This window comes from Streptomyces sp. NPDC031445, from assembly GCF_055581365.1.
The window spans coordinates 182473-206907 of record NZ_JBVIJO010000011.1 but is presented as its reverse complement, the minus strand read 5'-3'; the positions used below and the strand labels follow the sequence as shown (position 1 = coordinate 206907).

Genomic DNA, 24435 nt, shown 5'->3' with positions numbered 1-24435 from the left:
GCTCGCATTCCTGAACTCGTCTACCCAGGGGCCCGGATGGCGCCCCGTCAGCTCGGTGCCAAGTGGTGCGTACACCCGGTTCGTACGGTTCCCGACCCTCCCAGCGCCGGTGGGCAGTGGTCGCGCATCACCTGACCCGCCACCCGAAGGAGTGAACATCGGAGGGGAGTTGGCGGGCAAGTTCCCGTGGCGCGTGCCACGCTCTTGCGCGGTGGGCCGGTTGGACGCGCGCGGCAGGCTTTGGCAGTATTCGCCGCCACGCCTTCCCGGAGTGGATCATTCTTACCCAAACCAGGCGTCTGACCTGCGGGGTCGTGGGAATTCACCGTCCTGTGCCAGCCTTTGGCGCACTGTGTGAAGGGCTCGTGCAGACTGGCTGGATGCGTACTGATCTGGTCTCGGAACCCGGCGACGCGTCCCGCCCCAACGAGGACTTCGCCGGTGTCGGACTACCCGCCTCCGGACAGGGAGGTTGCGTGGTCGTCCTGGACGGAGTGACTCCGCCCAGCGGCGGGACGGGCTGTCTGCATTCCGTCCCCTGGTTCACGGCGCTGCTGGGCGGTGCGCTGATCGAACTGACCGTTTCCTGCCGAGATCTGACGTTGTCGGAGATTCTCGCGCGGGCGATCCGTCGCGTCGCGGACGCCCATGCGGACACCTGTGAGCTTTCTCACCCGCGAACCCCCCAGGCAACCGTCGCCCTGGCCCGCTGGTCCGCCACGGCGGTCGAGTACCTGGTGCTGTCCGATTCCGCGCTGCTGGTGCGGGGACCCGACGGCACGGTCACCCCGCTGCTGGACGACCGTCTCGCCCGGCTGCCCCGCTCCGCGCTCGCCACGGACGCGCTGGTCGACGCCGGCCTGCGCAACAAGGAGGGCGGCTTCTTCACCGCCGCCGCCGACCCCGCGGTGGCCGCCCGGGCGGTCACCGGCACCCTGCCCCGGCGGGACGTCCGCGCACTGGCGGCGCTGACGGACGGCGCGACCCGCTGGACGGAGACGTTCCGCGAGGGCGACTGGACGGCCCTGTTCGACCTGCTCGCCAAGGAGGGCGCCCGGTCGCTGGTGGAACGGGTACGGGAACTGGAAACGGCGGACCGCGAGGACCGGGCGTACCTGGGCCGCGCCAAGACACACGACGACGCGACGGCGGTGTACGTGGAACTGTGACGGAGGAACGCGGGGCGGGCGCCGGGGCTGCGGGCGGGTGCCGCGGGGCGCGGGCGGGCGCCGGGGCTGCGGGCAGGAGCCCGGGCTGCGGGCAGGCGTCGGGGGCGCGGGTGAGACGCCGAGGCGGGGCGGGGTGCGGAGGCCGGGGCGGGGTGCGGGGACCCGGCGGGATGCGGAGGCCGGGGCGGGGTGCGGGGACCCGGCGGGATGCGGAGGCCGGGGCGGGATGCGGGGGCCCGGCGGGGTGCGGGGGCCCGGCGGGGTGCGGGGGCCGGGGCGGGACCATGCCGGCCACACGCCCCAGCCAAGCCACCTCGCCACACCGGCCACACGCCCCAGCCGGCCCCTTCACCACCCCACCCCACCCCACCCCGCCCGGACCCCACCCCGCATGCCCGAGCCCGTTCCCTCGGCGGAGCCGGTTGGTGTCGTTACTTCGCCATCACGCCGTTCAGCTCGTGCAGCAGTCGGGCCAGTTCGGCGACCTCGTGGCGGTCCCAGTGGGCGAGTTGGCGGACGTAGCGGGCGCGGCGGGCCTCGCGGACCGTGCCGACGCGGCGGCGGCCCTCGTCGGTGAGGGTGACGAGCCAGGCGCGGCCGTCGGCCGGGTCGGGCTCGCGCGCGATCAGGCCGAGGTCCTCCAGGGCGCGCAGCTGGCGGGACATGGTGGCCTTGCCGACCCCGATGTAGCCGGCGAGTTCCGTGGCCCGCTGGCCGCCCAGCTCGTCCAGCCGGATGAGCAGGCCGTACGCGGAGGACTCCAGGTCGGGGTGGACCTCCCGGGCCATCTCGCCCTGGTTGGCCCGGGCGCGCCGGAGCAGCACGGTCAACTCGCGCTCCAGCGCCAGGAATTCCTGGTCTGCACCACTGGGCGTCATCTGCCCGACGGCGCCGTGCGCGCCGCCGCTTTCGTCCTCGTGCACGTCAGCACCCCTGCTCGGTTTCGCGGTCCTGAAAGTTTCCGTCAAAAGTCGTCATTGCCGCAGCTCTCCCAGTATTTCGCAGGCGTAGACCAACGGCGTCGTCCGGACCCTCTTCCCACACCCTCATCTACGTGCGTAGCTTCTTAGCACGTCGTTAATGGCATGCTCACGCCAGTGGGCCGACGATCGGTGTCGCAGTCCCCACGTCACTCCCCCGCGCCACCCCCCGCGTCACTCCCCCACTCCACTCCCCGGAGGCACGTCATGCCCGTGCTCAGACCCGGCTCCACCCGCTCCGTCCCCGCCCGCTCCGTCTCCCCCCTCGCCGTCCTCCTCACGGCCCTGCTCGCGGCGCTCTCCCTCACGCTTCCGCTCACCTCCGCCCAGGCCGCGAGCACGCCCAGCCGTGGCTCCGCCCACATGGGCATGGGCGTCCTCGCCCACGACGGCCAGGACGGCACGCCCAGCACCGGTGACGCCACCCAGACCGAGGGCGTCGACGTCTCCGGCTACCAGGGCAACGTCGCCTGGCCGACCCTGTGGAACAGCGGGGTCCGGTGGGCGTACACGAAGGCGACGGAAGGCACGTACTACACGAACCCGTACTTCGCCCAGCAGTACAACGGCTCCTACGACGTCGGCATGATCCGCGGCTCGTACCACTTCGCCACCCCGGACACCACCAGCGGCGCCACCCAGGCCAACTACTTCGTGGACCACGGCGGCGGCTGGTCCCGGGACGGCAAGACGCTGCCCGGCGCGCTCGACATCGAGTGGAACCCGTACGGCGCGGCCTGCTACGGCAAGACCGCGAGCCAGATGGTGAGCTGGATCGCCGACTTCATCAACACGTACAAGGCGCGCACCAGCCGCTACCCGGTCATCTACACCGCCACCAGCTGGTGGACCCAGTGCACCGGCAACTACGGCGGCTTCGCCGTGAACAACCCGCTGTGGATCGCCCGCTACGCCTCCGACCCGGGGACGCTGCCGGCCGGGTGGTCGTACTACACGATGTGGCAGTACACCTCCTCCGGCCCGACGGTCGGCGACCACGACAAGTTCAACGGCGCCCTGGACCGGGTGCAGGCCCTGGCCCTCGGCTGACGGCCGGCGGCCGACGGCTCCGCGGTGGCCCCTGCCGGACGGCGGGGGCCGCCGTGTGCGCCGCGTCCGCGTTGGTGCTCCGCGCCGCCCGGGATCAAGCTGGACAGGAGAGCCTGCCGAGCTAGGGCGAGATGAGCGGCGATGGAGCGACAGTCGACGTACACGGCCACGGCCACCATCGATGAGCGGGGCATCGTCACCGGCTGGAGCGAGGGCGCGCGACGGCTGCTCGGCTACGACTCCCCCGCCGTGCTCGGCCGGCCCGCCACCGCGCTGCTCGCCGCCGACGGCACGGCGGTCCGGCGGGCACTGGCCGGCCGGACCCGCTGGAACGGCACCGTCCCCCTGCGCCACCGGGACGGCGGGCTCCTGGAACTGGGCGTGCTCGCCCACCGCCGGACCTCGCGCACCGGCGCCGCCGACTGGCTCGTGGTGAGCGCGGTGACGGCCCGGACGCAGCCGCCGCGCGGAGAACCGCTGGAGGAGTGGACGTTCCTCCAGTCCCCCTTTCCGCTGGCCGTCTTCGACGCCGGCCTGCGCCTGGTGCGCGCCAACCGCCGGATGGAGCACGCCCTCGCGCTGCCCGAGGCGGCGATGCGCGGGCTGCGCCTCACCCACATCGTGCCGGGGCCGGTGAGCGAGGAGGCCGACCGGTCGATGCGGCGGGTGCTGGAGGGCGGCAGGGCGCAGGAGACGCGCGGCCGGCTCGGCCCGGAGCTCGGCCGGGCCATGGTCCTCACCCCGCTGAAGGACGCCGGCGGCCGGGTACGGGCGGTCTGCCTGTCCGTGCCGGAGCCGGCCCGGGAAAGCGCGGGCGGGTCCGGCGCGCCCGTCGGCACGGCGGCGGACCGGGCCCGCGCGGCGGGGGAGCTCGGCGAGGTCACGGTCCCCCGGCTGGCCGACGTCATGGCGGTGGACCTGCTGGACTCCCCGTGGAGCACCGCCGAGGCCGCCGGCCGGCCGCCGGAGCGGGTGGTCCTGCGCCGCGCCGCCCTGCGCGCGGTCCCGGACGGCGGCGGGCCCGGCAGCGGCGTCCGGACCGGCGCCGGTGCCGGTGAGGTGGTCGTCTGTCCGGCGGACTCGCCGCCCGCCCGGTGTCTGACGGCGGCCCGCCCGATGCTGTACGACATGGCGGACCCGGCCGTGGCCGAGTGGGCGGCGCTGGACCCGGGCGCCTCGTGGCTGCGCACGTCCGGGACGCGCTCCCTGCTGGCGGTCCCGCTGCTCGCCCAGGGCGGCACGCTCGGCGTGGCCCTGTTCGGCCGGCACGGCGGGCGGGGCCCCTTCGGACCGGAGGACCTGCGGCTCGCGGAGGAGTTCACCGCCAAGGCGGCCGCCGGCATGGAGCAGGCCCGCGGCGGCTCCCGGCCCGGCGCCACCGCCGAGGCCCCGTGCCCCGGGCTGTTCCCGCACACGGTGCCCGAGCAGGCGGCCCTGGAGATCGCCACCCGCTATCTGCCGGCCGCGACCCGGGCCGGCGTGGGCGGCGACTGGTTCGACGTGATCCCGCTGTCCGGGGCGCGGGTGGCGCTCGTCATGGGTGACGTGGTGGGCCACGGCATCCGGGCCTCCGCCACCATGGGCCGGCTGCGCACGGCGGTACGCACCCTGGCCGACGTCGATCTGCCCGCCGACGAACTGCTCACCCACCTGGACGACCTGGTGCTGCGGCTGGCCGCCGAGGAGGGCAGCGCGGACCCGGGCGCCGACACCGCCGGCGGCATCGGCACCACGTGTCTGTACGCCGTCTACGACCCCGTCTCGCGCCGCTGCTCCGTGGCCCGCGCCGGGCACCCGCCGCCCGCCGTGGTGACCCCGGACGGCGCCGTCCGCTTCCTCGACGTGCCCGCGGGGCCGCCGCTCGGGCTCGGTGGGCTGCCCTTCGAGGCGCTGGAGACGGAACTGCCCGAGGGCAGCCTGCTCGCGCTGTACACCGACGGACTGCTTCAGGCCCGCGACCACGACATCGACGAGGCCCTGGACAGGATGTCCGTCGCGCTGGGCCGTCCCGCGCCGTCGCCGGAGTCGGTGTGCGACCGGGTCCTCACCGACCTGCTCGGCCACCGCCCCGACGACGACATCGCCCTGCTGGTGGCCCGTACCCGGGCGCTGCACGAGGACCTGGTCGCCTCCTGGGAGCTGTCCGCCGAGCCCGCCGTCGTCTCCCTGGCCCGCCGGTACGCCACCGACCAGCTGTCCGCGTGGGGCCTGGACGAGGCCGCGTTCACCACGGAGCTGATGGTCAGCGAGCTGGTCACCAACGCCATCCGCTACGGCTGCCCGCCGATCCGGCTCCGGCTGATCCGTCAGGGCAGGACCCTGATCAGCGAGGTCTACGACGCCAGCGACACCACCCCGCACATGCGCCGGGCCCGGATCTTCGACGAGGGCGGCCGGGGCCTGCTGATGGTCGCCCAGCTCGCCGAGCGCTGGGGCACCCGGCACGACCGGATCGGCAAGACGGTCTGGGCGGAGCAGTCGCTGAGCGCGCCCTGACCCGGGCGCGCACAGGGCGAAGGCCCGGGCCTCCCTCACGGGACCCGGGCCTTCCCTCATCCGGCGGCGTCCGTCACGCCGCCACCGGAACCTCCGGCGCCGCGTCGCTCGTGGCGGGCGCGAGCGCCAGTTCCAGCACCTGGCGGACGTCGGTCACGGTGTGGACGTCGAGCTTGTCCAGCACCTCGGCCGGGACGTCGTCCAGGTCGGGCTCGTTGCGCTTGGGGATGATGACGGTGGTCACCCCGGCGCGCTGGGCGGCGAGCAGCTTCTGCTTCACGCCGCCGATGGGCAGCACCCGGCCGGTCAGCGAGACCTCGCCGGTCATGGCGACGTCCGTGCGGACCAGGCGGCCGGAGAGCAGCGAGGCGAGGGCCGTCGTCATCGTGATGCCCGCGCTCGGGCCGTCCTTCGGCACCGCGCCCGCCGGGAAGTGGATGTGCACGCCCCGGTCCCTCAGGTCGGCCACCGGCAGCTCCAGTTCGGCGCCGTGGCTGCGCAGGAAGCTCAGCGCGATCTGCGCCGACTCCTTCATCACGTCGCCCAGCTGGCCGGTCAGGGTCAGCCCCGCCCCGCCCGTCTCCGGGTCGGCCAGGGACGCCTCCACGAAGAGCACGTCGCCGCCGGCGCCGGTGACCGCGAGGCCGGTCGCCACACCGGGGACGGCCGTACGGCGCTCGGCCGGGTCCTGGGCGGACTCGGGAACGTGGTGCGGCCGGCCGATCAGCCCGCGCAGATCGCCGTCGGTGACGGTGAACGGCAGCTCGCGCTCGCCCAGTTCGTGCTGGGCCGCGATCTTCCGCAGCAGCCGTGCGATGGAGCGCTCCAGGGTCCGCACGCCCGCCTCGCGCGTGTACTCGCCGGCGAGCTTGCGCAGCGCGCTCTCGTCCAGCGTGACCTCGGCCTTGTCCAGGCCGGCCCGCTCCAGCTGGCGCGGGAGCAGGTGGTCCCGGGCGATGACGACCTTCTCGTCCTCGGTGTAGCCGTCCAGGCGGACGATCTCCATCCGGTCGGCGAGCGCCTCCGGGATGGCCTCCAGGACGTTGGCGGTGGCGAGGAAGACCACGTCGGACAGGTCCAGCTCCACCTCCAGGTAGTGGTCCCGGAAGGTGTGGTTCTGCGCCGGGTCGAGCACTTCGAGGAGGGCGGCGGCCGGGTCGCCCCGGAAGTCGGAGCCCACCTTGTCGATCTCGTCCAGCAGGACCACCGGGTTCATGGACCCGGCTTCCTTGATCGCGCGTACGATCCGGCCGGGCAGCGCGCCGACGTACGTGCGGCGGTGACCGCGGATCTCGGCCTCGTCCCGGACGCCGCCGAGGGCGACGCGGACGAACTTGCGGCCCATGGCGTGCGCGACGGACTCGCCCAGCGAGGTCTTGCCGACACCAGGCGGGCCGACGAGCGCGAGCACGGCACCGCCGCGCCGGCCGCCGATGACGCCCAGGCCCCGTTCGCCGCGCCGCTTGCGCACGGCCAGGTACTCGGTGATGCGTTCCTTCACGTCCTCCAGGCCCGCGTGCTCGGCGTCCAGCACGGCCTTGGCGCCCTGGATGTCGTACGCGGAAGCGCTGTCATCGGTTCGCTCGTTCCACGGCATCTCCAGGACGGTGTCCAGCCAGGTGCGGATCCAGGAGCCCTCGGGCGACTGGTCGGAGGCGCGCTCCAGCTTGTCGACCTCCTTGAGGGCCGCCTCGCGGACCTTCTCCGGCAGGTCGGCGGCCTCGACGCGGGCGCGGTAGTCGTCGGACTCCTCGCCGTCCTTCTCGCCGTTGAGCTCGCGCAGTTCCTTGCGGACGGCCTCCAGCTGACGGCGCAGCAGGAACTCGCGCTGCTGCTTGTCGACGCCCTCCTGGACGTCCTTGGCGATGGTCTCGGCCACGTCCTGCTCCGCGAGGTGGTCGCGCAGCTGCTGCGTGGCGAGCTTGAGCCGGGCTACCGGGTCGGCGGTCTCCAGCAGTTCGACCTTCTGCTCGGTCGTCAGGAACGGCGAGTAGCCGGAGTTGTCGGCCAGCGCCGGCACGTCGTCGATGGCCTGGACGCGGTCCACGACCTGCCAGGCGCCGCGCTTCTTCAGCCAGGTGGTGGCGAGCGCCTTGTACTCCTTGACCAGTTCCGCGACCTGGCCCGGCAGCGGCTCGGGAACGGTCTCCTCGACACGGGCGCCCTCGACCCAGAGCGCGGCGCCCGGGCCGGTGGTGCCGGCGCCGATGCGGACGCGGCTGCGGCCGCGGATCAGGGCCCCGGGGTCACCGTCGGCGAGCCGGCCGACCTGTTCCACCGTGCCGAGGACGCCGGTCTTGGCGTACGTGCCGTCGATGCGCGGCACCAGCAGCACCTTGGGCTTTCCGGGTTCGGAGCGGGCGGCGGCCTGGGCGGCCTCCACCGCGGCCCGCACCTCGGCGTCGCTCAGGTCCAGCGGAACCACCATGCCGGGCAGCACGACCTCGTCGTCGAGCGGCAGCACGGGCAGGTTCAGCGTGAACGCCGGTGACTCAGCAGCCATGATCTCCCCTTCGGCAGTCAACTTGAGCTATGCCGACTCAATGTTCTGGCGGGGCCTATTGTTCCCGGGGTTCTGTTCGCTCTGAGCGATCACCCCGGCCGACGGTGCTGAGCTGCGGAAACGCGTGCGGCCGCGGGCCGTTGGGGTGAGCGCGGCCCGGTCAGGCCGGGCGGTGCCACCGTCGGACCAGCGGCCAGGTCGCCACGCCGATCGTCAGGGCGATGACATGGCCCCAGTTCGTCAGCGGGTCCGCGTACGCCAGCAGGTCGCTCAGCAGCCCGCCGGCCGCCAGGCTCAGCAACGGCCAGCGCAGCCAGGGCCGCAGCAGGCCCGTCAGGGCGCCGGTGCTCGTGGCCACGCCGAAGCTGATGCCGTAGTCGAGGCGGTGCAGCGAGGTGTCGGGCAGGTGGCCCAGCAGGACGGCGAGGCCCACCGGGACCTCGGTGGCGAGGGTGGCCAGGACATGGCCGGCCAGGAAGACGCAGGCGGCCCGCGCTCCCCCTATCCGCCGCTCCAGCGCCGTGAGCACCAGCACGAACGCGACCGTGTACGGCGTGAGGACGCCGCCCGCGACCCACAGCGCGCTGGCGACCAGCACGAGCACGGGGGTGCGCACCAGGTGGGCCACGTCGGTGCTGGAGCCCTGGTGGAGCGAGTCCACGAGGCCGGGGTCGGCGTGGGCCGCGATCAGCGAGGTGACGGCAAGGAGGACCGCGTAGCCGAGGGTGAACGGGGTGCCGGCGGGGGTCGGCAGCAGGTGCCAGGGGCGGGGCGGCCGGTGGGACCGCGGGGCGGGCGGCGCGGGGGCGGAGGCCGCGGTGGCGGCGCGCTGGCGGGGCATGCCGTCCAGCAGGCCCGCGAGGACCGGGGCCGGGACGGCGGCCGTGCCGTCCGGAAGGGTCGTGCCCGGCGCGGGCGGGTACGCGTCCGGCGTGGGACCCGTCGTGCTCCGTTCCACGGTGAGTCGCTCCTTCCGTCGCGCCCCACCCTTCGTGCTCGGCCCGGCGCTGTCCATGACCGACGCCACACCGCGGCGGATTCACGGCGACCTCTCACCCGCCAGGCGGTTGCGCCCCCGGCCCGGACCACCACCCGTCCGTGGGTGTCCTGCGCAATTCCCGTGAACACCGCGCCCCGTTCCAGCAGGATGGGGGCATGACTGCCGTGTACGACACTCCCGTGGTCCTGGACCGGCGCGACGGCCCGTACGGCGAGGTGGTGCTGCGCAGACACGGTGCGCTGCTGCAGATCATCGCCAACGGCTGCTTCCTGATGGACACCTCGGACGGCCGCTCGGAGCGGCTGCTGGTCGACGCGGCCCGTGCCGCGCTGGACGGGCGGCCGGCGCCCGAGGTGCTGATCGGCGGGCTGGGCGTGGGGTTCTCGCTCGCCCACGCCGCCGCCGACCCGCGGTGGGGGCGGATCACCGTGGTGGAGCGGGAACCGGCCGTCATCGGCTGGCACCGGGACGGACCGCTGGCCGAGGTGTCCGCCGGCGCGCTCGCCGATCCGCGCACCGCGATCGTGGAAGCGGATCTCGTGCGGTACGTCAATGAGACGTCGGACACGTTCGACGCGCTGTGCCTCGACATCGACAACGGGCCCGGATGGACCGTCACCGAGGACAACGACAGCCTCTACTCACCGGCCGGACTCGCCGCCTGCGCACGGGTGTTGAGGCCCGGCGGGGTGCTCGCGGTGTGGTCGGCCGAACCCTCCCCGGAATTTGAAGGAAGCTTGCGGAATGCCGGGTTCCAGCAGGTGCGTACCGAAGAGGTGCCGGTTGCCCGGGGCGTTCCGGACGCCGTCCACCTCGCCGTCCGACCTGGATAGCGACAGCACGGCCGGTCACCGTAATGTGCTGCCCTGACGCCGATCATTCAAGCGTCAAACGCAGACATGGGATCACCCCACTGATTCCGGAAAGCAACAACAGGGGCGGGCGATGGAGCAGACACACACCTCCCAGAGCGGCGCGGCGACGACCACTCCGGGCGCACAGCGCCGGGTGCTGGTCGTCGAGGACGACCCCACGATCGTCGACGCCATCGCGGCCCGGCTGCGCGCCGAGGGATTTCTCGTGCAAACCGCGGCCGACGGTCCGGCCGCGGTCGACACCGCCGAGGCATGGCAGCCCGATCTGCTGATCCTCGACATCATGCTGCCGGGCTTCGACGGCCTGGAAGTGTGCCGGCGGGTGCAGGCGCAGCGGCCGGTGCCGGTGCTGATGCTGACCGCGCGGGACGACGAGACGGACATGCTGGTCGGGCTCGGCGTGGGCGCCGACGACTACATGACCAAGCCGTTCTCGATGCGGGAGCTGGCCGCACGCGTGCACGTGCTGCTGCGCCGGGTGGAGCGGGCCGCGCTGGCCGCCACCACCCCGCGCTCCGGCATCCTGCGGCTCGGCGAGCTGGAGATCGACCACGCGCAGCGCCGGGTGCGGGTGAAGTCCGAGGACGTCCACCTGACGCCCACCGAGTTCGACCTGCTGGTGTGCCTGGCGAACACCCCGCGCGCGGTGCTCTCCCGGGAGCAGCTGCTGGCCGAGGTGTGGGACTGGGCGGACGCCTCCGGCACCCGTACGGTCGACAGCCACATCAAGGCGCTGCGGCGGAAGATCGGCGCGGAGCGCATCCGCACGGTGCACGGCGTGGGCTACGCGCTGGAGACGCCGACCCCATGAGCGACAGCGGGCGCCGGACCGCGCGGAGGAGCCCCGGGACCCTCGGCGAGGATCCCTGGGGCGGCGTGCGCCCGTTCTCGATCAAGACCAAACTGGGCGTGCTGGTCGTCATCTCGGTGCTGATCACCACGGGTCTGTCGATCGTCGCGGTGCACACCAAGACGGAGCTGCGCTTCATCACGGTCTTCTCGATGATCGCCACCCTGCTGATCACGCAGTTCGTGGCGCACTCGCTCACCATGCCGCTGGACGAGATGAACGCGGTGGCCCGCTCCATCTCCCAGGGCGACTACACCCGCCGGGTGCGCGAGAACCGCCGGGACGAGCTGGGCGACCTGGCCCAGACGATCAACGTCATGGCCGACGAGCTGGAGGCCCAGGACAACCAGCGCAAGGAGCTCGTCGCGAACGTCTCGCACGAGCTGCGCACCCCGATCGCCGGGCTGCGCGCGGTGCTGGAGAACATCGTCGACGGGGTCACGCAGGCCGACCCGGAGACCATGCGGACGGCCCTGAAGCAGACCGAGCGGCTCGGCCGGCTGGTGGAGACCCTGCTGGACCTGTCCCGGCTCGACAACGGCGTCGTACCGCTGAAGCTGCGGCGGTTCGAGGTGTGGCCGTACCTGTCCGGGGTGCTGAAGGAGGCCAACATGGTCGCCTCCGCGCGCGCGGGCATGGCCACCGGCTCCGGCAGCCACACGCGCACGGACGTCCACCTGCACCTCGACGTCTCCCCGCCGGAGCTGACCGCGCACGCGGACCCCGAGCGCATCCACCAGGTCGTCGCGAACCTGATCGACAACGCGGTCAAGCACAGCCCGCCGCACGGCCGGGTGACGGTACGGGCGCGGCGCGGGGCGCAGCCGGAGTCGCTGGAGCTGGAGGTCCTGGACGAGGGTCCCGGCATCCCCCGGTCGGAGTGGCACCGGGTGTTCGAGCGGTTCAACCGCGGCGCGGTGACCCGGCCGCACGGCCCGGGCAGCGACGGCGGTACGGGGCTGGGCCTGGCGATCGCCCGGTGGGCGGTGGATCTGCACGGCGGCCGGATCGGTGTGGCCGAATCCGAGCGGGGCTGCCGGATCATCGTCACTCTTCCGGGACTGACTTCCGTTCCAAGTTGACGTAAAGTCCGAGCGGAACCTCAAGATCCACCCCGGCCGCCGCCGGTCCGCGCGGCCGGACACGTGTGATCGGGGCAGGCCCGGGCACCCGTCGAACGAAGACGCGCAGGGTCCGTGCCCGCGCACGCTCTCCCCTGCGCAACCACGCTTGTTTCCCGCCATTTCAAGCCCTGAAACAAGATTCTTGATGTGACTTACGCGACGATGACCTTGCTCGACCTGACCTTCCCGGCCAGGGAGGCGTAGCCTTTATTCCCGCTGTCCATCACCTTGTGAAGCGGAAGAGGGCGGTTGCCGCCGTGTCGCCACAGTCCCCCAGTAACTCGAGCATCTCCACCGACGACCAAGCCGGGAAGAACCCCGCAGCAGCGTTCGGTGCGAACGAGTGGCTCGTCGACGAGATCTATCAGCAGTACCTCCAGGACCCGAATTCGGTAGACCGTGCCTGGTGGGACTTCTTCGCCGATTACAAGCCGGGTGCTCCTGCCACCCCGGCTCCGGCGGGTACTGCGGCCACGGGGGCCGCAGAGACCCCCACCACGGCCCCGCAGGCCCGGCCCGCGGCCCCGGCCCCCCAGGCCGCCGCCCCGGCCGCCCCCGCGGCTCCGAAGCCCGCCGCCGCTCCCGCTCAGGCCCCGGCTGCGGCCCCGGCCCCCGCGGCGAAGGCCCCCGCCCCGGCCAGGCCGGCGCAGCCCGCACAGGCGCCCGCCCAGCCGAAGGCGAAGCCCGCCGAGGCCCCCGAGGGCCCGGAGCTGATCACGCTGCGCGGCCCGGCCGCCGCCGTCGCCAAGAACATGAACGCCTCCCTGGAGCTGCCGACCGCCACCTCGGTCCGCGCCGTCCCGGTGAAGCTGCTGTTCGACAACCGCATCGTCATCAACAACCACCTCAAGCGCGCCCGGGGCGGGAAGATCTCCTTCACGCACCTGATCGGCTTCGCGATGGTGCAGGCCATCAAGGCCATGCCGTCGATGAACTGGTCGTTCGGCGAGAAGGACGGCAAGCCGACCCTCGTCAAGCCGCCGCACGTCAACCTCGGCCTGGCCATCGACCTGGTCAAGCCGAACGGTGACCGCCAGCTCGTCGTGGCCGCCATCAAGAAGGCCGAGACGCTGAACTTCTTCGAGTTCTGGCAGGCCTACGAGGACATCGTCCGCCGCGCCCGCGAGGGCAAGCTGACGATGGACGACTTCACCGGCGTCACGGTCTCCCTGACCAACCCCGGCGGCCTCGGCACCGTCCACTCCGTGCCGCGCCTCATGCCCGGCCAGTCCGTGATCATGGGCGTCGGCTCCATGGACTACCCGGCGGAGTTCCAGGGCACCAGCCAGGACACCCTGAACAAGCTCGGCATCTCGAAGGTCATGACGCTCACGTCGACCTACGACCACCGGGTCATCCAGGGCGCCGCCTCCGGCGAGTTCCTCCGCCAGGTCGCCAACCTGCTGCTCGGCGAGAACGGCTTCTACGACGACATCTTCGAGGCGCTGCGCATCCCCTACGAGCCGGTCCGCTGGCTCAAGGACATCGACGCCAGCCACGACGACGACGTCACCAAGGCCGCCCGCGTCTTCGAGCTGATCCACTCCTACCGGGTCCGCGGCCACGTCATGGCCGACACCGACCCGCTGGAGTACAAGCAGCGCAAGCACCCCGACCTGGACATCACCGAGCACGGGCTCACCCTGTGGGACCTGGAGCGCGACTTCGCGGTCGGCGGCTTCGCCGGCAAGTCGATGATGAAGCTGCGCGACATCCTCGGCGTGCTGCGCGACTCGTACTGCCGCACCACCGGCATCGAGTTCATGCACATCCAGGACCCCAAGCAGCGCAAGTGGATCCAGGACCGCGTCGAGCGCCCGCACGCCAAGATGGAGCGTGAGGAGCAGCTGCGGATCCTGCGCCGGCTGAACGCCGCCGAGGCCTTCGAGACGTTCCTGCAGACGAAGTACGTCGGCCAGAAGCGCTTCTCGCTGGAGGGCGGCGAGTCCGTCATCCCGCTGCTCGACGCGGTGATCGACTCCGCCGCCGAGTCCCGCCTGGACGAGGTCGTCATCGGCATGGCTCACCGCGGCCGCCTGAACGTCCTCGCCAACATCGTCGGCAAGTCCTACGCGCAGATCTTCCGCGAGTTCGAGGGCAACCTCGACCCCAAGTCGATGCACGGCTCCGGCGACGTCAAGTACCACCTGGGCGCCGAGGGCACCTTCACCGGCCTGGACGGCGAGCAGATCAAGGTCTCGCTGGCCGCCAACCCGTCCCACCTGGAGACGGTCGACCCGGTCATCGAGGGCATCGCCCGCGCCAAGCAGGACATCATCAACAAGGGCGGGACGGACTTCACCGTGCTGCCCGTCGCCCTGCACGGCGACGCGGCCTTCGCGGGCCAGGGCGTGGTGGCCGAGACCCTCAACATGTCGCAGCTGCGCGGTTACCGCACCGGCGGCACGGTCCACATCGTCATCAACAACCAGGTCGGCTTCACCGCGGCCCCCGAGTCCTCGCGTTCCTCCATGTACGCGACGGACGTGGCCCGCATGATCGAGGCCCCGATCTTCCACGTGAACGGCGACGACCCGGAGGCCGTGGTCCGCGTCGCGCGTCTGGCCTTCGAGTTCCGCCAGGCGTTCAACAAGGACGTGGTGATCGACCTCATCTGCTACCGCCGCCGCGGTCACAACGAGTCGGACAACCCGGCCTTCACCCAGCCGCTGATGTACGACCTGATCGACAAGAAGCGCTCGGTGCGCAAGCTGTACACCGAGTCCCTGATCGGTCGCGGCGACATCACCCTGGAAGAGGCCGAGCAGGCCCTCCAGGACTACCAGGGCCAGCTGGAGAAGGTCTTCACGGAGGTCCGCGAGGCCGTCACCACCCAGCAGGCCGCCGGCCCCGCCGCGGACCCGCAGGAGGACTTCCCGGTGGCGGTGAACACCGCGATCTCCTCGGAGGTCGTCAAGCGCATCGCCGAGTCCCAGGTCAACATCCCGGACTCCTTCCACGTCCACCCGCGTCTGCTGCCCCAGCTCCAGCGCCGGGCGGCGATGGTCGAGGACGGCACCATCGACTGGGGCATGGGCGAGACCCTCGCGGTCGGCTCCCTGCTGCTGGAGGGCACCCCGGTGCGGCTGTCCGGCCAGGACTCCCAGCGCGGCACCTTCGGCCAGCGCCACGCGGTCCTCATCGACCGCGAGACGGGCGAGGAGTACACCCCGCTCCAGTACCTCGCCGAGGACCAGGCGCGCTACAACGTCTACAACTCCCTGCTGTCCGAGTACGCGGTCATGGGCTTCGAGTACGGCTACTCGCTGGCCCGCCCCGACGCGCTCGTGATGTGGGAGGCGCAGTTCGGCGACTTCGTCAACGGCGCCCAGACGGTGGTCGACGAGTACATCTCGGCGGCGGAGCAGAAGTGGGGCCAGACGTCCGGCGTCACCCTGCTCCTGCCGCACGGCTACGAGGGCCAGGGCCCGGACCACTCCTCGGCCCGGGTCGAGCGGTTCCTCCAGCTCTGCGCGCAGAACAACATGACGGTCGCCATGCCGACCCTGCCGTCGAACTACTTCCACCTCCTGCGGTGGCAGGTGCACAACCCGCACCACAAGCCGCTGGTGGTCTTCACCCCGAAGTCGATGCTGCGCCTGAAGGCCGCCGCGTCGAAGACGGAGGAGTTCACGTCGGGCCAGTTCCGTCCGGTCATCGGGGACACGGCGGCGGACCCGGCCGCGGTCCGCAAGGTCGTGTTCGTGGCCGGCAAGCTGTACTACGACCTCGAGGCCGAGCGGCAGAAGCGGGGCGTGACGGACACCGCGATCATCCGCATCGAGCGGCTGTACCCGCTGCCGGGTGCGGAGATCCAGGCGGAGGTCAACAAGTACCCGAACGCCGAGAAGTACCTGTGGGCGCAGGAGGAGCCGGCGAACCAGGGTGCGTGGCCGTTCATCGCGCTCAACCTGATCGACCACCTGGACCTGGCGGTCGGCGCGGACGTGCCGCACGGTGAGCGCCTGCGGCGCATCTCGCGCCCGCACTCCTCGTCCCCGGCGGTCGGCTCCGCGAAGCGGCACCAGGCGGAGCAGGAGCAGCTGGTGCGGGAGGTCTTCGAGGCGTAGGCCTCCGGCGGTCTGCCAGGTACGAGGGCCCGGTGCCGAGTTTCCGCTCGGCGCCGGGCCCTTCGCCTGTTCGGTGGGGTGGCTGACCTCGTGCGCGGCTGCGGGCCGGCTGTGGTCACCCGCGCAGTTCCCCGCGCCCCTTCGGGGGCCTGATCTCAGCCCAGGTACGCCTCGAAGTCCCAGTAGGGTCTGGTCCGTTGGCGGGCCGAGATCGTGTGGGGGTGTTGGGCTCCCAGCGTGCGGGTGAGGGCGAACAGGGCGTCCTCCTCCAGCTTCCCCGCCTCCTCCTGCTCGTGTGCCGCCCTCAAATCCGCGGCGAGAGCGACCTGGCACGACAGGGTCAGCGGGTGCTCGTGACCCAGTGTGTGCCGGGACCGGCGCAGGGTGTCGCGGCTCAGTTCGACGGCGTCCTCGATGCGGCCGTTGAGGTTGCGCGCGCCGGCCGCGTTCAGGGCGCAGCCCAGCACCCAGGGGTGGTCGGCGCCGAGCGTGGCGCCGAGGCCGGCGAGGGCGGACTCGAACATGGACAGGGCCTCGCCCCGCTCGCCCGCCGCCTGCATCACCAGCCCGGTGTTGGACAGCATGCCGGTGGCCACGGGGTGCGCGGGGCCGAGCAGCGACCGGTAGCCGGCCTCCGCCTCGTCGATGAGGTCGCGGGCCTGGCTGAGGTCGCCGTGCTCGCGCAGGAAGTTGCCGTAGTTGGTGAGGAACGCCAGCGTGCGGTAGTGCCCGCGGCCGTGCAGCTGGATGAGCTGGTCCAGCAGGCTGGCCATCCCGGGGCCGACGTCCGGCGCGTGCCCGCCCTCCCGGCGGCGGCACATGGCCAGCTGGGAGCGGGCTTCGAGGGTCTGCGGATGCTGCGGGCCGAGCACCTGCACATGGAGCCGTACGACGGGTTCCTGACGGGCCAGCGCCTCGCGGTAGCGGCCGAGCAGGCGGAGGCTGTGGGTGACGGCGTTGCCGGAGTGCAGGGTGTTGATGTGGCGGGCGCGCAGGACGCTCTCGCGCCGGGCCAGGGTCTCCAGGTCGAGGTCCAGCGCCTCGGCGTACCGGCCCAGCATGCGCAGGGTGACGCCGAGGTTGTGCCGGGCGACCAGGGTGGGCGGCTCGTCCGGGCCGAGGAGCCGTTCGTTGCCCTCGAGGACCTCGCGCTGGAGGTCGTACGCCTCCTGGTAGCGGCCCAGGGAGCGCAGGCCGGAGGCGATGGCGCTCCTGCTGACGAGTTCGCCGATCTCGTTGCGCCGGGGCGCGGCCCGGAGCTGTCTCAGCACGCCCCGGTGCAGCTCGTACAGCTCGCGGAACCGGCCGCTGTTGCGGAGCATGTTGCCCTCCTGGGTGGCCAGGTCGAGCATCGGCTGGTCGATCGGGTCCATGAACCGCGACCAGTGCGCGCGCACCTGCTGCGCCAGTTCCAGGCCGCCGCTGTACTCGCCGCTGCGGGTGCAGTACCGCAGGCAGTTCAGGACCAGTTCCTGCACGCGCGGCTGTCCGCTCTCCAGGGCGCCGGAGGGTTCGAGGTGGGGCAGCAGTTCGGCGTAGCGCGGCCAGTTGCGGCTGTCGGCCGGGTTGCCGGGGTCGGCCTCGGCGAGCAGGGTGCGCACCGCCCGCCGGTGCAGTTCCCGGCTGCCGTCGCTGGTCAGCTTGGAGACGATGTCGTGGACGAGCCGGTGCATGTGCACCGACTCCTGGTGCGGGCCCATCTCGGCGGCCAGCGGGCCGCGGGTCTCGCGGGTGAGCACCGAGTAGTTGACGAGGGTGTCCAGGGCCCGGGTCCAGGCGGGCAGGTCGGTGGACATCCAGCGCAGTTCCTCGGGCAGCTCGGCGCGCGGGTAGGCGCGGATGAGGCCGAGCGGGATGCGTCCGGGGGCGAAGGAGGTGCACAGGCCGAGCACCTCGATGGCCTGCGGCTGGGAGCGGCGCAGCCGGTTGAGCAGTATCGCCCAGGAGGTGAGGGAGGACTGCGGGAAGCCCTCGCCGGTGACGGGCTCGTCGACGGTGGACAGCCGCCGTTCGCGCACCATCCGCAGGTACTCGGCGGCCTCCATGCCGGACTCGCCGAGCCAGGACGCGGCCTGCACCAGCGGCAGCGGCACGTCCCCGAACTCGGCGGCCACCTCGTCGGCCTCGCGGGCGGTGATGTGCGGGGCGCGGCGCATCAGATAGGCGGTGGACTCGGGGCGCAGGAACGCGGGGATCTCCAGGACGTCGGTGTGCTCGTTCCAGCCCCGGTTGCGGGAGGTGATCAGCACGTGCCCGGTGCCCTGCGGGAGCAGCGAGGCCACCGCGTCGATGTCGTCCCAGCCGTCGAAGACCACCAGCCAGTTCCCGTACGGCTCCCCGCGCCTGAGGGCGTTGCGGACCGCGCGGATGCGTTCGCCGGGCTCGCTGCCGATGCGCAGGCCGAGTTCGACGGCGAGTTCGCCGAGGCGGTCGCGCTGGATGGTGCGGTCGTCGCTGTTGACCCACCACACCAGGTCGTAGTCGGTGCTGAAGCGGTGGGCGTACTCGGCGGCCAACTGGGTCTTGCCGATGCCGGACATGCCGACGAGTGTGCAGGCGGCGGCGCCGCGCTCGGCGTCGGCGAGCCGCTGGTGGAGTTCGCCCAGCAGGTCGTCGCGGCCGGTGAAGCGCGGGTTGCGGCGCGGCACCTCGCCCCAGATCTCGCAGCGCTCGTCCGGGTAGCGGATCCGGCCGGCGAGCACACGGGGGCGAGTGAGCGGTTCCAGCCCAAGGCGGCGCAGCAGGCGGTCCTCGGCGGCCTCCTCGCTCAGCGCCCACAGGCTGGCCGGTTCCAGGACGGCGGTGGCGGGCAGCAGCGGCCGGTTGGTGAGGTTGACGGCCGCGAACCGGTCGGCGTGGGCGGCGACGAAGCCGCGCAGCGCGTCGTTCCACTCGCCCGGCGGGCGGGGGCCCAGTTCGAAGAACCAGTCGTTGAGGACCAGCAGCACCTTTCCGCTGGCCAGCAGCAGATCGCCGAGCGAGTCCTCCAGCGCGACCTCGCGCGGCGGGTCCCAGCGCTGCAGGGTGGCCCGGTGTCCGTGCCGCTCCAGGCACTGCGCGATCCACGCCGCCCACGAGCGGTAGTACCCCGGGAAGACCACGAGCACGTGCTCGGGTGCCGCCGCGCCGTTCGCGCCCGGCCGCCGCTGTTCCGCCATCGCCGCTCCCTGCTTCCACCGCCGCCGCCGGTCTCCTGGGCGGCCGCACGCATAACGTAACGCAAGAGGTCGTCCACGGAGCGTCAGCCCGGCGCGTGGGCGCTCCCCGCGAGGCGCGCGTGGTGGCTGCCCATGTGCCGGACGAACTCCCTTCCGCAGGGGGTCAGTTCATCGGACTCCGCCAGCACGGACAAGGCCTCGGCGACCTGCTCCCGGCACGCCTCGAACCGCTCGTCGGCGCGCCGCCGCCACGCCCAGGCCGCTCCGGTGCGCGCCTTGCCCCACAGGTCCAGCAGCGCGAGGTGCGCGTACGCCCCCTGGAGGACGCCCGGCACCGGGCGCGGGTCGCGCCGCCAGCCCACCCGGTGCAGGCTGCCGCCGGGCCGCCACAGCGGGACCAGTTCGTCCAGCACCGCCAGTTTGGTGTGGTGCGTCTCGTGCACCAGCAGCTCGGCCAGCTCGCGCCGGTCGGCCGGCAGCTGGGCCAGGACGGCGCCGGGCGCGGTCCGCACGGTGGCGCTCAGCGGCGGTCCGCCGCCCGCCGACGGCGCCAGCGGGACGACGGCCCGCACCAGTGCCAGGGTCTCGGCGGCCCGCGCGGGGTGCGTCGCGGCCAGCAGGGCGTGCGCGTCGCGCCAGCGGGCGGCCCACGCGGCCGGGTCGGAGTAGGGCCGCTCGGCCGCGGGCAGTGCCGCCGGCCCGATGCCGCCCGGGGGCACCCGGTGGGGGTCCACGTCGTCGAGTACGGCGGTGCCGCCGGGCAGGGTGTGCAGCGCCGACCAGGCCAGGGCGCCGTCGGCGGTCCACCGGGTGCCGGGTTGGGCCGGGGCGGGCCCGGGCAGCAGCAGCGTCCGGCCCGTGCCGTCGGTGACGCGGAGGGTTCCCAGCCGGCCGCTGAGCCGGGCCCGGCCGCGGGCGCAGCGCAGCAGCCCGGCACCGGGCAGCGGCAGGGTGCCGGCGGGCAGCACGCGGGTGGTGGTGAAGCGGCAGCCGGCGCGCAGGGCGGCGGCGACGGCCACCGCGCCCAGCCCGGCGAGTCCCTCGGCGAACGCCGGGCCGTCGGGCGCGGCGAGCGCGGTGGCCAGCCAGGCACCGGTCGTCGGATAGTCGAGGACGGCGCGGACGGCCGGTGCGTCGGCCCGTTCGGCCCGCTCCAGCAGCGCCCAGTCGTCCTCGAAGCGCCGCCGTACCGCCGCGGGCAGGGTGTCGCGCACGCGGTCGAAGCGGACCAGCAGGGACTTCAGCAGCAGCATCCGCCGGGCGTGCAGGGCGGCGCGCAGGGCCGCGGTGACGGCGGGCAGCGGCCGGGTGCGGGCCAGGGCGGCGAGGGTCCCGGGCGGGACCGGTCCCGGAGCGGGGCCCGCCGGGCCTATGTCCCCCTCGGGTCCCACGGCTCCCGGCGTCATGCCACGGTGTCCTCGCCGCGTAAGGGCTGCCGCGCGGGACCGGCCGAAAACGCGCGCCCGGGCCGGCCCGGCGTGATCTCGTCGTCCCCGCCGGTGGTGTACCAGACCCGGCGCAGCCCGTCCGGGTCGGCGAGCACCCCGGCGACGGCCGCGAGCACCGCCGGACCGTCCATGGCACGCAGTGTCCGCAGGTCGACGTCGGTGAGGTCGGGCGGGCACACGGCCTCTTCGGCGTCCTCGCCGAGGCCGGCCCCCCGTGTCCTAAGCTCCCCCACCCTCGGCTCCTCCCTGCCCCACGGCCTCCCCGCACAGCCGCAGTGGCTGCCCACTTCTTCCCGACAGGCCGGAACCAGAAACCCTGGACGGCTCAACTCCGGTCAAGTTCGCGCGCGTCGGCCCAGTCCTGGGACCACGGCCACCACGGCGGGGCCGTTTCCCGCCAGTCCGGCCCGGCCAGCGACCGGGCGTCCGCGGGCGGCGGCCGCCGCTCCGCCCGCCGGGTCAGCTCGACGTCGGCCCAGTCGACCTCGCGCAGCGCCCCGACGAGCCGCTGCCACTGGTCCAGGGCGGCCCGGAAGGCGTCACGGGCCGCGCCGGGCCGTCCCATCAGCGCCAGTACCGCCCCGCAGCCGTGCCGGGCGCGTGCGGCCGTCACCGAGCCGGGGTCGCCGCCGTGGGCGGCCTCCGCCTCCCGCTCGGCGTTCTCGTACGCCTGCAACGCCTCCATCAGCACCGGCGCGCCCGCGTGGTACCAGCCCTCCAGCCGCACCCGGCCCAGCTGGAGCCAGACCTCGGCCCGTACGGCCGCGTCGGTCGCCGCGCGCACCGCCTGGCCGAGCAGGTGCCGGCTCTCGAACAGGTCGGGCAGGAAGCCGACGTGGCGGAAGCGCTGGGCGAGGGCGCTGCCGACCAGGCCCTGGAGCCGGCCGCGGTGCGCGGACCGGGCGGGCAGCGACTTCAGCGCCTCGCGCAGCACGTACTCGGCGCGGTCCACCACACCGGCCCCGTCACCGGCGGAGGCCCGCCGCAGCAGCGACTCGCCCCAGGCGGTGAGGAGCCGGACGCGCAGCGGGCCGTCGGCGGGGGCGAGCAGCGCGGCCCGCTCGTACGCCGCGTCGGCCTGCCCGCTCTCCCCGGCCGCGTCGTGGAACGCGGCCAGCGCGGCCAGGCACGGCAGCAGCAGGTCCGGATCGTCCCCGGCGGCCTCCAGCGCCTCGCCGAGCGCCCGTCGCAGCTCGGCGTCCTCGACGTCGTCCCGGTGCAGTGCCCGCGCGAGGTCGAGCAGCGCGGGCCCCCGCACGGCGTCGGGCACCCGTTCCCGCGTCAGCACGGCGCAGGCCTCCCGCAGTACGGGCTCTGCGGCGCCGGGCCGCCGCAGGTCGAGCAGGACCCGCCCGGCCAGCAACAGCCGCGCCCGGTGTGCGGTCACCTCCCAGGGCACGCCGCCCGGGCTCCCGGGGGACGGCTCCGGATCAGCGGCGGGTACGGCGGTGTCCGTGCCGCCGTCACCGCTGCCGCCGTGCATGCCTCCGGCGTCACCGGGACCACCCTGACCGGCCCCGCCGCCGGCGTGACCGGACCCGCCGTCGCCCGGACCCGTGCCCTCGGTACCCGCGGGGCCGGGGCGCCAGTCGCGGGCGACGGCGGTGATCCGCGGCCAGGGCGGGACCTCGCCGTCCAGGGCGCCGAGCGCTTCCGTCAGGTGGTCCCCCTCCGCCGTCAGCTCCCACAGCTCGCGGTGGCACGACGCCAGTTCCAGGGCCGCTTCCGCCCGTTCCCGGCTGTCGGCGGGGGCCGCCCCGTACGCGCCGGCGAGTTCGGCCGCCGCCTCCCGCAGCAGCCCGGCGCGCCGCCCCTCCGCCCGCGCACCCGCCGTACCGGCCTCGGCGCGCAGCACGCGGCCGAGGACCAGGCGCGCCCGGGCCACGGGACCGGGACCGTCGGCGCCGGTGCCGGCCGTGGCGACGCGGGCCTGTTCCCGGGCCCGGCGCAGCATCTCCGGGTCGGCCAGCTGCCGCCACCGGTCGAGCAGCCGCTCGGCCTCGGTCAGCGGATCGGGGGTGACCAGGTCCGGCAGGTAGAAGCGCAGCACGCGCGCGGGGATGCGGGCGAACAGCTCGGCCTCCACGCTGCCGCCGGTGTCCCGCGCACCGCCGTCCCCCGAGCGGCGCACGGTGCCGGCGTCCGGGTCGTGGTCGGCGAGCCGGGCCGCGGCCAGGGCGGCGAAGTTGCGGGTGCCCTTGCCGAAGTGCCGTTCCACGTACGCCGAGCAGTGCTTGAGGACGAGTCCGGCGGTGTCCTGGTCGAGGGAGGACAGCAGCAGGTCCTGCATGCGCGGCGAGTACGCGAAGCACGGCTGGTCCTCGGTGCCGGGCAGTTGCCGCAGCAGTCCGCCGAGCAGCACCTCGGCCAGTTCCATGGGACCGGTGTCGGGCAGTATGGCCCGCTGGACCAGCCGCATCACGGGCAGGGTGAGGGGCGCGGCGGCGAGGTAGACGGCGAGCCGGAGGGCGCCGGGTGAGGCGCCGGCGCGGAAGGCCCGCAGCAGCTCCTCGTCGGTGCGCGCCGGAGCCTCGGCGGCGACGGCCCCCGGCGCGGCGGCGGGGTGGGCGAAGCCGGCCCAGGCGTGCTCGCGGGTCGGACCGGTGCCGGCGAGCAGCCGGGCGAAGGCCGCGAACGCCTCCGGGGTGGGCTGGAGCACCGGCACGGGGCGCGCGCCCGGCGGCGGTTCCTCCGCTTCCTCCCACGGCTCGTCCTCGGGCAGGAAGTCCAGGCGCCCGCCGGACTCGCCGGTGCGCACCAGCAGCCCCGGCTCGGCGGGCAGCGCGGTACGGCCCCACAGCCGGGGCGGCAGCGGCTGGACCACGGCCAGCGGGGCGGTGCGCGGCCAGTCGTGCAGCAGGCGCTGCGCGGTGCCGTTCTGCCACAGGGGGCCGACGCAGTCGCTGATGACGAAGGTGAGCCGGTGCCCGCTGGGGTCGTGCAGCTCGTCGGCGGGCCGCAGCCGGGTGCGCCGGCCGGGACCGGCGGTCGTACCGACGAGGGGGGTGCCGGCGTCGTCGGCGTACAGCTGGTGGACGCGGACGGAGGCGAACGCGCCGGACTGCTGGCAGGCCTGGCGCAGTTCCTCGACCATCTCGCCCCAGACGGCCATGGCGGGCCCGGTGTCCATGAGCAGCTGGACGTCGCAGCGCCGGTGGCGGCCGGGCCGGGTGACGGGGAGCAGGATGCCGCTGGCGGCGGCCCGGTCGGCGGTGGCCGCCTCGTCGATGCGCTCGTCCCGGCCGCGGGCGGAGGCGGTGCGGTAGCGGCCGAGGGCACGCAGTGCCTTCTGCAGGCCGAGCAGTCCGGGCAGGGCGCCGGCGGCGGGGGCGCGGACCGGGAAGGCCGCGGGGTCGCCGTCGGTGCGGGTGTAGGGGGCGGGGCCCGGGGTGTGCAGGGGGACGGCGGGGGCGGGCGCGTCCGCGCGGAGCGCCTGCGGGTCGCCGGGGCCGTCCGGTCCGGGCCCGTCCGGCGGCCCGTCCTGCGCCTGCGGACCGGACGCGCCGCGGGTGCCCGGGGAACCGGCGGGACCGGAAGGACCGGACGGTCCCCCGGCGCCGGTGCCCGGCCCGTCGTCGGGGTCGCCGGGCGCGGACGTGCCGAGCCGCCGGGCCAGCCAGAGCGCGTCGGCCACGTCCTCGGCGGTCGGCTGGAGCCCGCCCTGGCGCAGCTTGCCGATCAGCTCGTCCAGGCGCATCCCCGGCATCCGCCT

14 protein-coding genes are annotated in these 24435 nt (G+C 73.9%); 7 read left to right on the top strand and 7 right to left on the bottom strand.

The features are described from left to right. Positions 1 to 380: 380 nt before the first annotated feature. Entirely contained in the window at positions 381 to 1169 is a 789-nt protein-coding gene (locus ACZ5DC_RS27430; protein WP_468656995.1) for a protein phosphatase 2C domain-containing protein, read from the top strand. A 431-nt stretch (positions 1170 to 1600) separates the two neighbouring features. Here ACZ5DC_RS27430 and ACZ5DC_RS27425 read toward each other — a convergent pair whose 3' ends face one another. Next, positions 1601 to 2092, bottom strand: a complete 492-nt coding sequence (locus tag ACZ5DC_RS27425) for a MarR family winged helix-turn-helix transcriptional regulator (RefSeq protein ID WP_468656993.1) — start codon at positions 2090 to 2092, stop codon at positions 1601 to 1603. Between the two features lie 264 nt (positions 2093 to 2356). Between ACZ5DC_RS27425 and ACZ5DC_RS27420 the strand changes: the two genes are divergently transcribed. Continuing rightward, positions 2357 to 3199, top strand: coding sequence for a lysozyme (locus ACZ5DC_RS27420; RefSeq protein WP_468656991.1), 843 nt, complete (start codon positions 2357 to 2359; stop codon positions 3197 to 3199). A 141-nt stretch (positions 3200 to 3340) separates the two neighbouring features. Then, positions 3341 to 5695, top strand: coding sequence for an ATP-binding SpoIIE family protein phosphatase (locus tag ACZ5DC_RS27415; RefSeq protein WP_468656989.1), 2355 nt, complete (start codon positions 3341 to 3343; stop codon positions 5693 to 5695). Between the two features lie 73 nt (positions 5696 to 5768). Here the strand turns inward: ACZ5DC_RS27415 and lon are convergent, their stop codons facing one another. Further along, positions 5769 to 8198 carry an endopeptidase La gene (gene lon / locus ACZ5DC_RS27410; RefSeq protein ID WP_468656987.1) on the bottom strand — a complete coding sequence of 810 codons (2430 nt, stop codon included), beginning with the start codon at positions 8196 to 8198 and terminating at the stop codon, positions 5769 to 5771. A 160-nt stretch (positions 8199 to 8358) separates the two neighbouring features. After that, positions 8359 to 9156 (bottom strand): rhomboid-like protein, encoded by a 798-nt coding sequence (locus tag ACZ5DC_RS27405; protein ID WP_468656985.1) that lies wholly within the window; start codon positions 9154 to 9156, stop codon positions 8359 to 8361. Between the two features lie 197 nt (positions 9157 to 9353). Between ACZ5DC_RS27405 and ACZ5DC_RS27400 the strand changes: the two genes are divergently transcribed. The 4 genes from ACZ5DC_RS27400 (at position 9354) to ACZ5DC_RS27385 (ending at position 16117) form a co-directional block, all read left to right on the top strand. Next, the gene (locus ACZ5DC_RS27400) at positions 9354 to 10031 is read left to right on the top strand and encodes a spermidine synthase family protein (protein WP_366751949.1); all 678 of its coding nucleotides are present in this window, start codon (positions 9354 to 9356) and stop codon (positions 10029 to 10031) included. 112 nt (positions 10032 to 10143) lie between these two features. Continuing rightward, positions 10144 to 10884 carry a response regulator transcription factor gene (locus tag ACZ5DC_RS27395; RefSeq protein WP_014674952.1) on the top strand — a complete coding sequence of 247 codons (741 nt, stop codon included), beginning with the start codon at positions 10144 to 10146 and terminating at the stop codon, positions 10882 to 10884. Further along, a complete protein-coding gene (locus ACZ5DC_RS27390) occupies positions 10881 to 12005 on the top strand; it encodes a HAMP domain-containing sensor histidine kinase (protein ID WP_468656982.1) in 1125 nt (374 codons plus the stop codon). The genes ACZ5DC_RS27395 and ACZ5DC_RS27390 overlap by 4 nt, the downstream gene beginning before the upstream one ends. 299 nt (positions 12006 to 12304) lie before the next feature. Further along, on the top strand, positions 12305 to 16117 hold the full coding sequence (locus ACZ5DC_RS27385) for a multifunctional oxoglutarate decarboxylase/oxoglutarate dehydrogenase thiamine pyrophosphate-binding subunit/dihydrolipoyllysine-residue succinyltransferase subunit (RefSeq protein ID WP_468656980.1): 3813 nt from the start codon (positions 12305 to 12307) through the stop codon (positions 16115 to 16117). A 155-nt stretch (positions 16118 to 16272) separates the two neighbouring features. Here the strand turns inward: ACZ5DC_RS27385 and fxsT are convergent, their stop codons facing one another. From fxsT to ACZ5DC_RS27365, 4 genes are all read right to left on the bottom strand, one after another. After that, a complete protein-coding gene (fxsT, locus tag ACZ5DC_RS27380; protein ID WP_468656978.1) occupies positions 16273 to 19275 on the bottom strand; it encodes an FxSxx-COOH system tetratricopeptide repeat protein in 3003 nt (1000 codons plus the stop codon). 83 nt (positions 19276 to 19358) lie between these two features. Continuing rightward, positions 19359 to 20681, bottom strand: a complete 1323-nt coding sequence (locus ACZ5DC_RS27375) for an aKG-HExxH-type peptide beta-hydroxylase (protein WP_468656976.1) — start codon at positions 20679 to 20681, stop codon at positions 19359 to 19361. After that, the gene (locus ACZ5DC_RS27370) at positions 20678 to 20956 is read right to left on the bottom strand and encodes a hypothetical protein (protein WP_468656974.1); all 279 of its coding nucleotides are present in this window, start codon (positions 20954 to 20956) and stop codon (positions 20678 to 20680) included. Before ACZ5DC_RS27370 ends, ACZ5DC_RS27375 begins: the two co-directional genes overlap by 4 nt. A 92-nt stretch (positions 20957 to 21048) precedes the next feature. Then, positions 21049 to 24429, bottom strand: a complete 3381-nt coding sequence (locus tag ACZ5DC_RS27365) for an SAV_2336 N-terminal domain-related protein (RefSeq protein WP_468656972.1) — start codon at positions 24427 to 24429, stop codon at positions 21049 to 21051. Positions 24430 to 24435 lie beyond the last annotated feature (6 nt).